The 15,124-nt window shown below is 72.2% G+C and carries 15 protein-coding genes and 1 pseudogene; 8 read left to right on the top strand and 8 right to left on the bottom strand.

Going from position 1 to position 15,124, the window contains the following annotated elements:
• Nucleotides 1-105: 105 nt before the first annotated feature.
• From DDQ41_RS27715 to DDQ41_RS32765, 7 genes are all read right to left on the bottom strand, one after another.
• A complete protein-coding gene (locus DDQ41_RS27715; protein WP_172607788.1) occupies nucleotides 106-1,062 on the bottom strand; it encodes a S66 peptidase family protein in 957 nt (318 codons plus the stop codon).
• A gap of 5 nt (nucleotides 1,063-1,067) precedes the next feature.
• Nucleotides 1,068-3,068 carry a S9 family peptidase gene (locus tag DDQ41_RS27710; RefSeq protein ID WP_109296911.1) on the bottom strand — a complete coding sequence of 667 codons (2,001 nt, stop codon included), beginning with the start codon at nucleotides 3,066-3,068 and terminating at the stop codon, nucleotides 1,068-1,070.
• 11 nt (nucleotides 3,069-3,079) lie between these two features.
• Nucleotides 3,080-4,414 (bottom strand): M20/M25/M40 family metallo-hydrolase, encoded by a 1,335-nt coding sequence (locus tag DDQ41_RS27705; protein WP_109297977.1) that lies wholly within the window; start codon nucleotides 4,412-4,414, stop codon nucleotides 3,080-3,082.
• Between the two features lie 76 nt (nucleotides 4,415-4,490).
• Nucleotides 4,491-5,324, bottom strand: coding sequence for a M55 family metallopeptidase (locus DDQ41_RS27700; RefSeq protein WP_109296910.1), 834 nt, complete (start codon nucleotides 5,322-5,324; stop codon nucleotides 4,491-4,493).
• A gap of 220 nt (nucleotides 5,325-5,544) precedes the next feature.
• The gene (locus tag DDQ41_RS27695) at nucleotides 5,545-6,243 is read right to left on the bottom strand and encodes a nitrogen regulation protein NR(II) (RefSeq protein ID WP_109296909.1); all 699 of its coding nucleotides are present in this window, start codon (nucleotides 6,241-6,243) and stop codon (nucleotides 5,545-5,547) included.
• 655 nt (nucleotides 6,244-6,898) lie between these two features.
• The gene (locus tag DDQ41_RS27690) at nucleotides 6,899-7,342 is read right to left on the bottom strand and encodes an SRPBCC family protein (protein WP_109296908.1); all 444 of its coding nucleotides are present in this window, start codon (nucleotides 7,340-7,342) and stop codon (nucleotides 6,899-6,901) included.
• 508 nt (nucleotides 7,343-7,850) lie between these two features.
• Nucleotides 7,851-8,129 (bottom strand): hypothetical protein, encoded by a 279-nt coding sequence (locus tag DDQ41_RS32765; protein WP_262508699.1) that lies wholly within the window; start codon nucleotides 8,127-8,129, stop codon nucleotides 7,851-7,853.
• Between DDQ41_RS32765 and DDQ41_RS33145 the strand changes: the two genes are divergently transcribed.
• The 8 genes and pseudogenes from DDQ41_RS33145 to DDQ41_RS32760 form a co-directional block, all read left to right on the top strand.
• Entirely contained in the window at nucleotides 8,056-8,238 is a 183-nt protein-coding gene (locus tag DDQ41_RS33145) for a hypothetical protein (RefSeq protein ID WP_361691165.1), read from the top strand. The two genes, DDQ41_RS32765 and DDQ41_RS33145, sit on opposite strands and share 74 nt — an antisense overlap.
• Nucleotides 8,239-8,784: 546 nt before the next feature.
• Nucleotides 8,785-9,828, top strand: a complete 1,044-nt coding sequence (locus DDQ41_RS27675; protein WP_109296907.1) for a LacI family DNA-binding transcriptional regulator — start codon at nucleotides 8,785-8,787, stop codon at nucleotides 9,826-9,828.
• 427 nt (nucleotides 9,829-10,255) lie between these two features.
• Nucleotides 10,256-11,332, top strand: coding sequence for a sugar ABC transporter substrate-binding protein (locus DDQ41_RS27670; RefSeq protein WP_109296906.1), 1,077 nt, complete (start codon nucleotides 10,256-10,258; stop codon nucleotides 11,330-11,332).
• Nucleotides 11,333-11,339: 7 nt separating this feature from the next.
• The gene (locus DDQ41_RS27665) at nucleotides 11,340-12,299 is read left to right on the top strand and encodes an ABC transporter permease (RefSeq protein WP_109296905.1); all 960 of its coding nucleotides are present in this window, start codon (nucleotides 11,340-11,342) and stop codon (nucleotides 12,297-12,299) included.
• Nucleotides 12,300-12,311: 12 nt separating this feature from the next.
• On the top strand, nucleotides 12,312-13,169 hold the full coding sequence (locus DDQ41_RS27660) for an ATP-binding cassette domain-containing protein (protein WP_109296904.1): 858 nt from the start codon (nucleotides 12,312-12,314) through the stop codon (nucleotides 13,167-13,169).
• Nucleotides 13,170-13,190: 21 nt separating this feature from the next.
• Nucleotides 13,191-13,364 (top strand): hypothetical protein, encoded by a 174-nt coding sequence (locus tag DDQ41_RS27655; RefSeq protein WP_174720331.1) that lies wholly within the window; start codon nucleotides 13,191-13,193, stop codon nucleotides 13,362-13,364.
• A gap of 166 nt (nucleotides 13,365-13,530) precedes the next feature.
• Entirely contained in the window at nucleotides 13,531-13,926 is a 396-nt protein-coding gene (rbsD, locus tag DDQ41_RS27650) for a D-ribose pyranase (RefSeq protein ID WP_109296903.1), read from the top strand.
• Between the two features lie 89 nt (nucleotides 13,927-14,015).
• Nucleotides 14,016-14,159, top strand: a pseudogene (locus DDQ41_RS32760) (GNAT family N-acetyltransferase); the annotation flags it as partial.
• On the opposite strand, the gene DDQ41_RS27640 reads toward DDQ41_RS32760, so the two are convergent.
• Complete coding sequence (locus DDQ41_RS27640; RefSeq protein ID WP_109296902.1) at nucleotides 14,108-14,683, bottom strand: HEAT repeat domain-containing protein; 576 nt, start codon at nucleotides 14,681-14,683, stop codon at nucleotides 14,108-14,110. The pseudogene DDQ41_RS32760 and the gene DDQ41_RS27640 sit on opposite strands and share 52 nt — an antisense overlap.
• Nucleotides 14,684-15,124: the final 441 nt, after the last annotated feature.

Raw genomic sequence — 15,124 nt, 5'->3', positions numbered from 1 at the left:
CCGGCAGCCGTCCGCGCGCCCGGCTCGGGGTCGGCGCCCAGCACCGGACCGGACCGTCCCCGAGTCGTCCCGGAGCCGCCCCTGGGCCGGCGGCGCCGTCCGGCGTCAGCTCAGGGCCGGGACGTTCAGCGTCAGCGTCCCCGCGTCGGCGTCCAGCACCGCCGGAAGCCCGAGCGGTACGGTGAGGCAGCCGGGTCCGTGCCCAAAGCCCAGCTCCTCGGTGATCGGTACTCCGAGTCCGGAGAGCCGGTCCAGTAGCAGCGCCCGGACCTCCTCGTAGGGGCCGCAGTCCTCCCAGGAGCCGAGGGCGAGGCCCGCCGCACCGTCCAGCCACCCGGAGCGCAGCAGTTGGGTGAGGACCCGGTCCAGGCGGTATGCCTCCTCCCCCACGTCCTCGATCAGCAGTAGCCCGCCTCGTGCCGAGGGCCGTGCGTGCGGGGTGCCGAGATCGGCCGCGAGCAGGCTGACGCAGCCGCCGAGGGTGATGCCGCTCGCCCGCCCCGGGACCAGCGCGCCGCCGCCCGCACCCGGTCCGAGGGTCATCACCGACTCGGGCTCGAACAGCGTGGCGCGCAGGGACTCCTGGGCGGCGGTGTCCTTGAGGAACGCCTTCGTGGCCGGCATGGGACCGTGCAGGGTGGACTGCCCGGTCCGGACCGCGAAGGCCTCGTGGAGCGCGGTCACATCGCTGTAGCCGACGAACGCCTTCGGTCCGGCCGCGCGTATCGCGGCCCAGTCCACGAGGTCGACCATGCGCTGTGCGCCGTAGCCGCCGCGGGCGCAGATCACCGCCGATACGGCGGGGTCGCACCACGCCCGTTCCAGGTCCCTGGCACGGTCCTCGTCCGTCCCCGCCAGATGCCCGAGGGCCGGGTGCTCGTCGAGTACATGAGGCATGACGACCGGGTCCAGGTCCCATCCGCGCAGCACGTCCAGCCCCGGTTCGAGTGCCTCGGCCGGGACGGGACCGCTCGTCGCGACGACGGCGACCCGGGCGCCGGGGGCGAGGCGCGGGGGGCGGGTCAGTGCGGTCGGGGCCGCCGTGCCGGAGTGCTGGTGCATGCGCTTCACTTCCTCAGTTCGAGCCTGGGGACGTCGCTGCGCGGGATGCCGAAGGTCTGTGCGTACAGGGAGAGTTCGGCCTCCAGTGCTCGGATCATGGTGTCGGCGCGGCGGAATCCATGGCTCTCTCCTTCGAAGGCGATGTACGCGTGCGCTGTGCCCCGGCCCGCCGTCTGGGCGAGGAACCGCTCGCTCTGGACGGGCGGGCAGATCGGGTCGTCCAGTCCCTGGAGCAGCAGGAACGGCACGGAGATCCGGTCGACGTGCTCGATGGGCGACCGGTCCCGGTAGCGGCCGGGCACCTCGGCGAGCGGACCGACCAGCGACTCCGGATAACGGGACTCGAAGTCGTGGGTCCCGTCGGTGGCCCAGCCCATCAGGTCCAGGATGGGATAGATGATCGTGCCGCAGGCGTACACGTCGGTGCTGGTGAGCGAGGCCGCGGCGGTCCATCCGCCGGCGCTGCCACCCCGGATGGCCAGCCGGTCCGGGTCGGCGGTGCCCTCCGAGGCCAGGGCCTCGGCGACCGCCGCGCAGTCCTCGACGTCGACGACGCCCCACTGCTCACGCAGGCGGTTGCGGTACTCACGGCCGTAGCCGGTGGAGCCTCCGTAGTTCACCTCGGCGACGCCGATGCCGCGTGAGGTGAAGTAGGCGATCTCCAGGTCGAGTACGAGTGGGGCGCGGCCGGTCGGGCCGCCGTGCGCCCAGACGACGAAGGGCGGCAGCTCGTCGTCTGGGGCGACCCGGTCCGGGTTGTGCGGCGGGTAGATGTGTGCGTGGATCTCCCGGTTGTCGGGCCCGGTGAAGGTGCGGATCTGGGGCTCCGGGAAGTAGGCGGGATCCACGGCGTCGACGTGTGCGGCGCCGATGACACGGGTCCGGCCCGTACGGGTGTCGAGTTCCACGACCTCGTATCCGGTGCGGGGACTTGCCGCGACGCCGACGACCCTGGTGCCGTGCGCCGCGAGCGTCGGGGCCCACTCCGTCCACGGGCCCGCCGCGTCGACCAGTTCGCCCGTCTCCGGGTCGAGTATGCCGAGGGCCGTGGACCCCCTGCCGTGGACGACCGCGACCAGTCCGCTGTCGAGGGGCTGGAACCACTGGAGCCCGATCTTCCACAGCGGGCCGCCGAACTCCTCGTTCCGGCCCTCGCACAGGCCGGTGACGGTCGGCTCGCCCTCTTCGAGGGCGTGCGGCCGGATACGCCGCAGCTCCCACCAGTTGCCGGGGTCGGAGACGAGCAGCAGTGAACCGTCCGGGGCCCATTCGACCTGGGCGACCGACTCCTCGGGGCCTCCGGCGACGGAACGCACCGCGGTGAACGGTCCGGTGCCGGACACCTCGCCCACCATCACTTCCGTGCCGTCCCAGGGCATCCGCGGATGGTCCCAGGCGATCCAGGCGGCATGGCGCCCGTCGGGCGACAGCCGGGGGCCGGTGACGAACCGGTTCCGGTCGTCGGTGAGTTCCCGGACGGCGGAGCGGTCGTCGGCCGCCGAGCCGTCCAGCGGGACCGCCGCGACGACACGCCGCACATCGGTGGGAGCCTCGCCGGTGAACTCCTCCAGCACGCACCAGACCTCCCCCCGGGCGAGGTGGAGGACCGGGTCGGCCCAGCGCAGCCCTCCGCCGGCCCCGGAAACCGGCGTCAGCGGTCGCGGCTCGCCGGCACCGTCCGGCTCGAACGCGTACAGCCGCTGGTCGGGATGGTGGACGAAGACGGCGAGCGGACCGCCCCGGGGGCGGTCCGCGGCAGCCCACGGCCGGCCTCCGTACTCGATGACCCGGCTGCGCACGTTCCACGGAGCGGGCAGGACGGACTCCTCGGCTCCGCCGGCTCTCCGGCGCACCAGCTCTCTGCGCCCGCCCTCCGTGGGGCGCGGCGCGGTCCACCACACCTCGTCACCGACGATGCCGATGAATTCGGGTCGGCCGTCGTGCGAGGCCGCCAACGCGGCGTCGATCGGCGACGGCCAGGTGCCGTAGGCCTCCGTGGGTACCATGCCAACTCCCCCTATGCGGACTTCAGGTAGTGGTCGAGGACGCGGACGCCGAAGTGCAGCGCTTCGACGGGAACGCGTTCGTCGACGCCGTGGAACATCGCCGCGTAGTCGAATCCCTGCGGCAGCTTCAGCGGAGAGAAGCCGTATCCGGTGATGCCGAGGCGCGAGAACTGCTTGGCGTCGGTGCCGCCCGACATGCAGAACGGGACGACGTGGCCCTCGGGGTCGAACCGCTCGATCGCCGCGCGCAGCTTGGCGAAGGTCGGGGAGTCGACGGGGGCCTCCAGGGCGACCTCCCGGTGGTGGAACTCCCAGTCGACGTCGGGTCCGGTGAGGCGGTCGAGGGTCTCCCGGAACTCCTCCTCGCCGCCGGGCACCATCCGCCCGTCGACGAAGGCACCGGCATGACCGGGGATCACATTGACCTTGTATCCGGCGTCCAGCATCGTCGGGTTGCTGCTGTTGCGGACGACCGGTTCGACGAGCTTGGCGGCGGGGCCGAGCTCGGCCATCAGGGCGTCCACGTCGAAGTCGGGCGCGTCGAGGTCCGCGGCGATGCCCTGGAGGGCCGCCAGTTCCGACAGGGCGGCGCGCACCGTGGGGGTGAGCCGGACCGGCCACTCGTACTCACCGATCCTGCTGACCGCGGCGGCCAGCCTGGTGACGGCGTTGGAGCCGTTGACCTTGGAGCCGTGCCCGGCCCTTCCACGGGCGGTGAGCTTCAGCCATGCCGTGCCGCGTTCACCGGCGCCGACGGGGTACAGCGCCGTTCCGGGGCCGGCGTGGAAGGTGAAGGCCCCGGATTCGCCGATGCCTTCGGTGCAGCCCTCGAAGAGATCGGGGTGCCGGTCGGCGAGGAAGCCCGCTCCGTCCTCCGCGCTGGCCTCCTCGTCCGCCGTGTAGGCGACGACGATGTCCCGGCGCGGCCGGACGCCCGTGCGGTGCCAGGCCCGGACGACGGCCAGGATCATCGCGTCCATGTTCTTCATGTCGACCGCGCCGCGGCCCCAGACGACGCCGTCGCGGACCTCACCGGAGAACGGGTGGACGGTCCAGTCCCCCGGCTCGGCCGGGACCACGTCGAGGTGACCGTGGACGAGCAGGGCGTCGGCCGAGGAGTCCGTGCCCTCGATCCTGGCGACGACGTTGGTGCGGCCCCGGGTGCGCTCCAGCATCACGGGCTCGAGACCGGCGGCGGCGAGGCGTTCGGCCGCGTACTCGGCCGCGGGGCGCTCGCGGCAGTCGCCGCCTCCGCGGTTGGTGGTGTCGATGCGGATGAGTTCGGAGGTGAAGGTCACCGCCTCGCCGAGGGCGGTGTCGTCGACGGGTGCGGCGGCCGTTGTCATGTCGTGGGACCTGTCCGTGTGCGGGGAGTCGGAGGCTGCGGCGGGCGTGGCGGTCTCGGCGGAGCGGCGGGGCACGTCAGCCATACTCCTCCTCCACCGCGGCGGAGACGATCGTCGTGACGGCCTTGAAGGTGCGAACGGCCTCATACATCGTCTCGCTGGTGTAGGCGGTGCGGCGCTCGCCGGCGCGGGCGGTGCCCGGTACGAGGGTGGCCGCCGCGGCCAGGTGCTCCGCGTCGAACTCCAGCTCCACGGTGAACGGTCCGCCGCTGACCGGCTCGTGGCGGACCGCGAGGGCCGTGGCCTCCTTGGCGGCCGCGCGGATGTCGGCGGCCGTGCGCGCGGGCGCGCGGCACACCGCGGCATACCGGGAGACATGGTCCTTGACCGCGACCCTGCGGGCCGCCGGCGCGTACCCCAGGGCGTCGTCGCAGGTCAGATCGTCACCGGTGACGAGGATCACCGGGACCCCGTACTCGGCGACGACACGGGCGTTGAGCAGGCCCTCGCTCGCCCGGACGCCGTTCAGCCAGACGCCTGTGATCGAGTTCGCCAGGTAGGTGTGCGCGAGCACGCCTTCGGCGCCCGCGCCCGTGTGGTAGCCGACGAAGGCGATGCCGTCCACGTCCCCGTGCTGCACGCCCTCGACCATGGACAGCGACTTGTGCCGCCCCGTCAGCATCTCCGCGCGGTCGTCCAGATGCTCCAGCAGGAGATTGCGCATAGTCCAGTGCGCCTCGTTGACAAGCACCTCGTCGGCACCACCGTCGAAGAAGCCCTGCACCGCCGCGTTCACGTCCGAGGTGAAGAGGGACCGGCAGCGCTCCCACTGGGGAGTGCCGGGCAGCACATCGGCCGGCCAGGTGACACCGGTGGCGCCTTCCATGTCGGCACTGATCAGGATCTTCATGCCAGGAACCGTACGCGCCGTCCGCCGCACCGACCAGCCCTGTGGATAACCAGGGGTGGTTCAGACCTGTACCATCACCCGTTCCGCCCTCCGACCAGGCAGTTCGCCCTCAAGTCGACGCCCCGGATCGCCGCGTCAAGTCACCCGGTCGCGTCGCCCCGTCGAGTCACCCCGTCCAGTCACCCCGTCCAGTCACCCCGTCAGGCCGCTACCCGCGCCTTCACCCGACACCGCCGGGTGCGAACGACCGGCACCTCGGCACGCCCCGCCCGGATGGGACCGGCACCCGCTCGCGGTACCCGAACTCCACTACGGGGCAGCCCAGTTCCCGTACCCGGTCGATGATGCCGACCGGGTCGCGGAGCCCCAGGCGGGACAGGATCCCGGTGAGCCGGCGGACCAGGTCGCCGAAGTCGAAGAGCCCCACGTGCGAGGCGAATCCCGGAGCGAGGCGCTCACCGCCGCCGGCACCTGCGCGCGACGGGGCGCCGGAGCCGAACCGGCCGGCGTCCGCGGCCAGGACGAGCAGCCGCTCCGGTCCCGGGCCCTTGAGCGGATACGCCCACCACAGGACGTCGATCCGCTCCTCCCGCGGCCGCCCTCCGCCCGCGCCGAGCCGGGCGCGCCCGGCCGCCGGGCGGAACACGGGGACCTCGGAGAAGGTCGCCGGTGCGGGGCCGGGACCGCCGCCGCGCCGGGACGGGAACCGCGAGGCGCCGGCCGACAGAGCGCCCGCGACGGGCAGCAGTTCCTCGGCGGGCTGACCGACGGCCGTCGCCTCCTCGTGGCCGAACAGCACCCGCGCACCCGCCGACCAGTGCGCGACGCGGCCGCCGCCGTCGGCGACGACCACGGCCAGGCCCGTCGGGCCCAGCGCCACCGACCGCCATTCCAGCACCGGCGGAACGCCAACGTCCATTGCTGACGGGCTCCTTCCTCTGACGCGGGGTTCGCGGCAAGTGACTCAACAGTAGGCCCCCGCGAGGGCGACCCGCCGGTCATCGCGGCGAATCGGCCGGTTGCCACCGCACAGCGAGACAGAACGGCGCATTGCGCCCCTGTGGTCCGCCGTGCCCTGCCCCCTGCCGTGCCGCCTCCCGCCGTGCCCTGACTCACGTCGCGCACCAGCACCCGCACCCGCACGGCACCGGCCAACCATCGTTCTGTTCTACCAACTCTCGGTAGCCCGCACCCGCACGGCACCGGCTGGGGTGCGGGTCGCGTTCGTGACCGGCGGTGCCCCGCACACGCAGGGGCGCCGGCACCGGACAGCCACCGATCCCGGGCCGCCGGCGAATCCGGCGTCAGCGGGTTCCGGGCGTCCGCCGGGCCCGGATCGGGCAGGGCGGCACCTCTGCGGAATGCGGCATTCCGGGACGCGCATGCCCGGTGGGCGCGGCCGCAGCCGGGCAAGCCGCCCCGAAGGCCCCAGGGCCCGGAGCGGCCGGCGCGGTGGCACGGGGGCCGGGGGCCCGGAGCGTCCGGCCCCGGTGTCGGGAGTGGTCGGCCCGGAGTGGTCGGCCTGGAGTGGTCGGCACTCTCGGCGCCGACCACTCCGGCGGTGCCGACCGGCCTCACTTCTCCACTTCGGCGGCGAGCTTGGCGAGCACCTCGTCGTAGATGCGGGCGAGTCCCCTGGGGGCGAAGGTGCGCTCGAAGAACCCGCCGATACCGCCCGCGCCGTTCCAGGCAGTGGTGACCACGACGCGGGAGCGGCCCTCCCCGGCGGGCGTCACGGTCCAGGTGGTGACCATGGAGGAGTTGCGGTCCTTCTCGACGAGCTGGCCGTCGGTCGGTTCGGTCACCTCGAGGAGGCAGTCGCGGACGCGCTTGCTGGTGGCCTGGAGCCTCCAGTGGACCAGGGTGCCCTCACCGTCGCCGCCTTCGCGCACCTGGTACTCGCTGAACTGCCCGGGCAGGAGCTTCGCGCGGGTGTCCTTGTAGTCGGCCAGCGCGTCGAACACGTTCTCCGCGTCCGCTGCGACGATCCGCTCCGTCGTGGCCTCGACCTGCGCCATCGCTTCTCCTTCAGCACTCGGTTCCTGCGGTGCGGCCAAGCCAACCACCTCCGCTGCGGCCGCCCAAAACCGGGGGCGCCGTGTCACCCGACGTACAGCCGTGGAGTTCGAACCCGACCGGATCACCGCTTTCCGCCTTCGGAACGGCTCGTTTCCCGTCGTATGGGAGCGACCGCGGCGGACAACCCGCAGCAGGACCGGCGCGGTGTGCGGCCTCCGTTCAGGGGCGGCGGTCGGCGAGGACGCAGAACTCGTTCCCCTCCGGATCTCCCAACACTCCGTCCCAGCGGTTCCGGAGTGTCGGCATGGTGGCATCGGTCCTGGTCAAGCCCGGTAACGGGAACCTGTCCGTCACGTGTCCGCGAGCAAGACTTCCCCGCTCGACCGTCCCGCCCCTGGGTCGTGGCTCGCCCGTCCGGACGAGCTTGACGTGATTGGTGTGGTGGCGCTTTGACCGTGCCATCCGGTCCCTGGGCGACAAGCACGACCCAGCCAAGTGGGCGCAGGCTCACCGGAAGACGCTCGTCTTCGCCGAGGGCATCGGCGGTGTCGGGACCTGTCCCCGGATCCAAGTCGGGCGCGACTTCACCGCCGCCGAGCCGGGCACGAAGATCGTCGGGGACAGCACGTAACTGCCGACCATCGAGGGCTGGCGGTACCTGGCCACCGCCATCGACCTGGCTGACGATGCCGCAGCTGAGAGCTTCTTCGGGCTGCTGAAGGCGGAGATCGGCACCACCGTCCGGGAGAGCCGCGAAGCGGCCCGTGCCGACGTCTTCCGCTTCATCGAGGTCGACTACAACCGCACCAGGCTCCGCAGGCACCCCGAGTTCGGATACCTCACCCCCCTCGAAACCGGAGCCAGACCGCAGCAAGGCTTCACCCCCGCAGCGTAGGCAACCGCTGTCCACGAACAGGGGGCTTCACTTCGCGAGGCCTGCGCCTCCCGCCGAGGACGCTTCACCGCAGGAGGGCCGCGACGGGCTCGGGGAGGGGATGGCTAGCTGCGACCCCTGGGTCACCGCGTCGGCGCCGCCCCGCCCCGCCCCGCCCCGTCCCGTCCCGTCCCGTCCAGCCAGCCTGCCCACCCGCCTGCCCGCCAGCCCGCCAGCCCGCCATGGGCGCCTCCCCTTGTTGCGCCGCTACGCCGGCGACCTCCTGGTCGTGGTCCTCGGAAGGCCACCACCGCGGGGGCGGCGGATTGCCTCCCGTCGCGGTGATCAGGTGATCAGGTGATCAGGTGATCACCGCGGTGATGACCAAGACCCCGCCAGGGTTGCACCTGCAAAGGAAGGTTTCGAACTCGTTACCAAAGGATTCCGGACGACCTCTTGCGCATCGGCGGACCGGGGGTCGATATTCATCCAACGCAACCGCATCAACTCGTGTTGACAACACGAGTTGATGCCGACCGGACGCAGCCCGAGCCCAAGGAGGGTCTGATGGCAACTCGCCGCGACGTGGCGCGCCTGGCGGGCACCTCCGAGGCCCTGGTCAGCTACGTCCTCAACAACGGCCCCCGCAAGGTCGCCCCCGCCACCCGCGAGCGGATCCTCGCGGCGATAGACGAGCTCGGCTACCGCCCCAACGCGGTGGCCCGGTCCCTGAAGACCTCGCGGACCATGACCTTCGGGCTGGTCGTACCCGACAATTCCAACCCCTTCTTCGCCGAGCTGGCCCGGGTCATCGAGGATGTCGGCTTCGCCTCCGGCTACACGATGCTGCTGGGCAACGCGATGGGTGACGACGCCCGTGAGGCGACGTACGTCCGGACCCTGCTCGACCGGCGGGTGGACGGGCTCATCGTGGTCCCGATCCACGGCCCGCACAGCTGGGTCGCGGAGCTGTCCGACCGGACGACCGTGCCCCGGCTGGTGCTCGACCGCGAACTGGAGCTGCCGGGGGCGACCCAGGTGCTCACCGACAACGAGGGCGGCGCGTACCGGGCGACCACCCATCTGCTCGGTCACGGCCGGGAGCGGATCGGGTGCATCGCCGGGCTTGAGGGCGTGCACCCGACGGTCGACCGCGTCGCGGGCTGGCGCCGGGCCCTCGTCGAGGCCGGGCGGGATCCGGGGAACGCGCCGCTGACGCATGTGCCGTTCGGGCGGGGCGACGGGTACCGGGCCGGCCGGCGGATGCTCGCGCACTCGGGACATCCGGACGCGCTCTTCGTGGCGAGTGACGAGCAGGCCATCGGCGTCCTGCGCGCCGCCGCCGAACTGGGGCTGCGCGTCCCCGACGACGTGGCGGTCTGCGCCTTCGACGGTATCGACGGCAGCGAGTACACGGTGCCCGCGCTCACCACCATGCGGCAGCCCTTCGAGGAGCTGGGCCGCTCGGCCGTCGAGTGGCTGCTGGCCAAGATCGCCGACCCAGCCCTCCCGGTACAGCGCATCACCCACCCCACCACGCTGATCGCCCGCGGCTCCTGCGGCTGCCCGGACCCCGTCGGGGGCGAATCGATGATCGGTAAGCGCTTATAGCGACGGCGGGCCGGCAGTGAGAGCGGGCGACCGGTTGTGACGCCCGGCTCACACCGGCATACCCGGCAAGGACGCCGCGGACGCCCTGTACACCGCGTACACCGCGTACACCGCGGACGCCGCGGACGCCGCGCACGAGTCATACGACCCGCCTGACCCGTACGACGGACCACGACCTCACCATGGCCCCGGCTCACCTGGCCCCCGACCTCAAACCCGGCCCCCGGTCGCAGAGTTACGGACTCCCGGACCTACGAACTCCCGGACCCCCTGACTCCCGGCCTCCCGGACCTACGAACTCCCGGACCCCTGACTCCCGGACTCCCGGACTCCCGGACTCCGCCCCAGCCTCCCGGCCTCGGAGTCCGGACCACCCCCGCGCCGCCCCACCCCGCTTCTACGCAATGACGCGACGAAAGGCACACCCATGAACACCAACGTCACCGCCCGCTCCGGCGCCACCGCCAACCGCAGCGCACGCAGGGTCCGTTCCGCCACCGCTGTCGTCGCCGCCACCACGATGCTGCTGGTGGTGGCCGGTTGCGGCCGGGGCGGGGACAGCTCCGGCAGCGAGAGCACGACGGACGAGGCGAAGATCGCCATCGTCACCCGGAACTTCACCAACCCCTACTGGGCGGCGCTGCGCGACGGCGCGATAGCCGAGGGCAAGAAGCAGGGCGTCAAGGTGGAGGTCCAGGCCGGCGCGTCGGAGACCGACAGCACGGGTGAGAACGCCAAGATCTCCACCCTCGCGGGCCAGGACTACAACTGCTTCGGCGTCGTACCGGTCAACGCCACCAACGTGATCACCCCCCTCGTCCCGGTCGCCCAGAAGAAGATCCCGATCCTCAACCTGGACACCCAGATCGACGCCAAGGCCTCCGAGCAGGCCGGGGTGTCGTACGCCTCCTTCATCGGCTCGGACAACCTGGCGGCGGGTGAGCAGGCGGGCGAGGCCCTGCTGAAGCTCATGGGCGGCAAGGGCGAGGTGGCCCTCCTCCAGGGCATCGCCGGTGAGCAGAACGGCATCAACCGCCAGAAGGGCTTCTCGGAGAAGGTCGCGGGCAAGCTGGACATCGTCGCCACCCAACCCGCCGACTACGACCAGGCCAAGGCGCAGACGGTCACCGAGGCCATCCTCAAGGCCCACCCGAAGATCACCGGTATATTCGCCGCCAACGACACCATGGGGCTGGGTGCCGCGCAGGCGGTCCGCAACGCAGGTCTGACCGGCAAGGTCTCCATCATCTCGGTGGACGGCATCACCGCCGCGCTGGAGGCGGTCAAGGCGGGCACCCTCAGCGGCACGATCTCCCAGTACCCGTACGCCGAGGGCCAGTTGGCGGTTCAGGCCTGTATCGACCTGGTCGCCGAGAAGAAGGTGCCCACCCGGATCGTCGCCCCGATCGCCCTGATCGACTCCAGCAACGTGGACAAGGCGATCAGCTCCTTCCCCCAGCCGTTCGTCCCGTTCGACAACCCGCTCGCGTCGGCCGGGAAGTGAGCTGATCATGGCTGACACCCAGGCACCGGGTCGGCTCGACCCGGGCTTCTCGTTCGGGGCGGCGGCACGGTTCGCCGCCCCGATCGGGCTGGGCGTGGTGTTCCTCGTCTTCTTCATCGCCACGCCCGACTTCCTCACCATGTCCAACATCAGCGACCTGCTGGTGTCCGCCTCGATCCTGCTGGTCCTCGCCATGGGTCAGCAGCTGGTGGTCACCGTCGCCGGTATCGACCTCTCGGTGGGCTCCAACCTGCCCTGGTCGGCGGCGGTCCTCGGGTACGCCTACACCAGTGGCTGGGGACTGGCCGTCTCCATCGGCCTGGCCCTGCTGGCCGGGCTGGCGGCGGGCGTGGTGAACGGTCTGCTGGTGGCCCGGCTGAACATGACCGACTTCATCGTCACCCTCGGCACGCTCTCCGTGGTCAGCGGTCTCACCCTGCTGCTGACCAGCGGCAACACCGTCCCCGTGAACTCGGACTTCCTGCGCGGTCTGGCGATCGACGGCATCGGCCCGCTGCGCTGGTTCTGGGTACTGGCCTTCGTGGTGGCCGCGCTGGTTGGCTTCCTTCTCTACCGCACCCGTACCGGCACCTATCTGCTGTCGACCGGCGGCAACATCGAGGCCGCGCGGGGTGTGGGCATCCACGTCGACCGTATCCGGCTGATCGCGTACGCGAGTTCCGGGCTGGCCTGCGGGGTCGCGGCCGTGCTGTTCGTGGCCCGCACGGGCGGCGCCGACCCCAGCCTCCAGACCGACCTGCTGCTCAGCTCCATCGCGGCGGTGGTCCTCGGCGGGTCCAGCCTGTTCGGCGGGAAGGCCTCCGTGCTCGGCACGGTGACCGGCGCGTTGCTGCTCCAGAGCCTCATCAACGGTTTCACCCTGGTCGGCATCTCGCAGTACTACCAGCCCATCGCGGTCGGCACCGTCGTACTCGGCGCGGCCTTCATCTCCCGGTTCCAGAAGTAGGAGAAGCCAGCCATGACGGACACTCCGGCCCGTGCGACGGGCATATCCGCCGCCGCCCCGACCAGCCAGGACGCCGCCCAGGCCAGCCAGGACGCCACCCAGGCCGGTCACGTCGTCTCCCCGCTCGTGGAGATCACCGGGCTGCGCAAGTCCTTCGGCGCGGTCCACGCGCTCCAGGGCGTGAACCTGAAGCTGGCCCCCGGCAAGGTCACCGCGCTGCTCGGCGACAACGGCGCTGGCAAGTCCACGCTGGTGCGCTGCCTGACCGGGGTGCACCCGCCGGACGCGGGCGAGATCCGCTTCCGGGGCGAGCAGATCCGGTTCCACTCCCCCGACGACGCACGGCAGTTGGGCATCGAGACGGTGTTCCAGACCCTCGGCCTCATCGAGGACCTCCCGGTCTGGCAGAACCTCTACCTCAACCACGAGCTGACCAGAGGCTTCGGCCCGTTCCAGCTGCTGGACAAGAAGTCCATGATCACCCAGAGCCGCGCCATCCTGTCCCGGCTGGACGTGAACGTCCCGGACGTACGGGCCACCGTACGGCGGATGTCGGGCGGTCAGCGACAGTGCATCGCCATCGCCCGCGCGGCCAACTGGGGCCGCACCCTGGTCATCATGGACGAGCCGACCGCAGCGCTGGGCGTCCGGGAGACGGCGGCCGTGGAGGAACTCGTCGACCGGCTCCGCGAGGCGTCGGTGACCGTGCTGCTGATCAGCCACGACATGGCGCAGGTACTCCGGGTCGCCGACACCGCGTACGTACTGCGCCGAGGCCGGACTGCCGCGCGGCGGGCCGTCTGCGCCACCACGGGTGACGAGCTGGTCGGGCTGATCACCGGGGCCGTGCAGGGCGACGCGGATGCCTGAGGCCGGTCGCTCATCCGCCCCGTGCCCGAGCCCCTCACGGGTACGTCACCCCTCGTCGTGGTGATCGGCCCGGTGAACGCCGGCCACGTCGTCGCCGCCGACGCCGTCCCCTCCCCCGGCGAGACCCTCCTCGGCCGTACCGCGTACGTCAACCTCGGCGGCAGCGGTGCTCGCCGACCGGCTCGCCGCCGGTGACTCGCTCCCGGACGCCGCCCGCCCGGACGCCGCCGCGGGCTCCCCGGCCGTACGGGTCGCCGGCCGTACGGGTCGCCGGCGCGCCCCAACAGCACGCCGGCCTGCCGGCACCGCGAGCCCTCGCCCTCGCCCTCCGCCACTCCCCCTACCGAAGAGGACTGAACCCGTGCAACGCAGCGGCATCATCCACCGCGAGCTGGCCGGGCTGATCGCCGGTCTCCGCCACACCGACACCTTCGTGATCAGCGACGCCGGGCTCCCCCTGGCACCCGACACCCCCGTCGTGGATCTCGGCTACCGGTACGGCCACCCCCCGTTCCTGGACGTCGTCCAGACCGTGCTCCACGAGATCGTCGTCGAGCACAGCTGGGTGACCGGCAAGGTCCGCGAGGTCAACCCCACCGTCCACGCCGGCCTGCGCTCCTTCGGGCTCGACCCCGAACCCGTCGACCACGACGAGTTCAAGGCCAGGGTCCGGGACGTCAGGTTCGCCGTACGGACGGGTGAGGACACCTTCTACGCCAACGTGCTCTGCCGCGCGGGGGTCCCCTTCACCCCGTGACCGCCGCCTGCGTGACGACGAGCCCCGCATCTCCTGGTCACTCTCCGGAAAACGGCCTGGGCTTGCGAGCGTTGGTGCGGGTCGAGCGGCGTGCCCGCCGGTTCTACGAGAAGGCGGGGTTCGCGCCCGACGGAGCGGAGGAGCCGTTCGAGGCGGTCGGCGTCATGGTTCCCGAGGTGCGCTACGGCAGGCGGCTGAGTGCCGCGGAAGCGGCGGCGGACAGGCGGGGGTGAGCCCGGGCCGCCTCCAGGACCCGGCGTGCGCGCCGGTCGGCGAGTGCGCCCAGCCCTTCCACGCAGGCGAGCGCGACGCGCCAGTGCGGGTCTCCGGGGGCGAGTCTCCTGCCGAGGACGGTGATGAGCGCGGGCGCGGACTCGGGTGCCCGCAGGGTGGTGAGGAGCCGCACCGGGGTGAGGGCGTAGGCCACGCGCAGTTCGTTGGTGGCGAGAGCGGCGGCGGCCGCCGCGGTCCGGGGGTCGCCGAGCCTGCCCAGCGCGTACGAGGCGGAGAGGCAGCGGTCCGGGTCTCGGTGGTTGAGCAGCAGTACCAGGGGTTCGAAGGAGCGGCGGTCGCCGGCGCAGCCGAGCCGGAAGGCGGCTATCTCCCGCGCCCACAGGGGCAGATGGGACTGGGTGAGCACGGTGGCCAGGGCGTCGGGATCCGCGATGGCGGTCAGCCGCCGGTGCAGTTCCTCGTCCGCCGGCCCGGTCAGCTCGCGGCGTGTACGGCGGGTCAGATCCTCGAGATCCGCTTCCATACGGTCAGCGTAGGGGGCGCGCACCGGGCTGATGGAGCCCTTCGCGGAACGCCGCCCCCGGCCGGAGCGCGGCCCGGCGGCGCGGGGTGCCGGCCCACTCCCGGCCGGAGCCCGTTCCCCGGCGCACCGCGGGCCGGGAGTTCACCGGGAGCCCACCGGGACCGCGGTCCGTGCCCGGTGGAGCCCTTCGCCGCTGTGCGCGCCGTCTGCGCGCCGTGTCGCCGCTGTGCGCGCCGCCGCCGCGTCTTCGCCCGGGACGGTTCGCCGGGTGGCGGCGCACATCACATCCTCGGAGGGCTGGCGCGCTCGTTACCCGCGAGTTAATCTCAGGTGAGCGGGCAACACCCGCTCTGCTCTCGGCGGCCTGGTGACGCAGCCGTCGAGGGGTGGCTCCCAGGCCGTGCGGCCGGGAGAGCCGGTCGGTTCGGCAGTTCAGTACGG

It is taken from the genome of Streptomyces spongiicola, from assembly GCF_003122365.1.
Taxonomy (GTDB): domain Bacteria; phylum Actinomycetota; class Actinomycetes; order Streptomycetales; family Streptomycetaceae; genus Streptomyces; species Streptomyces spongiicola.
This window is presented reverse-complemented; position numbering and strand designations above follow the sequence as displayed.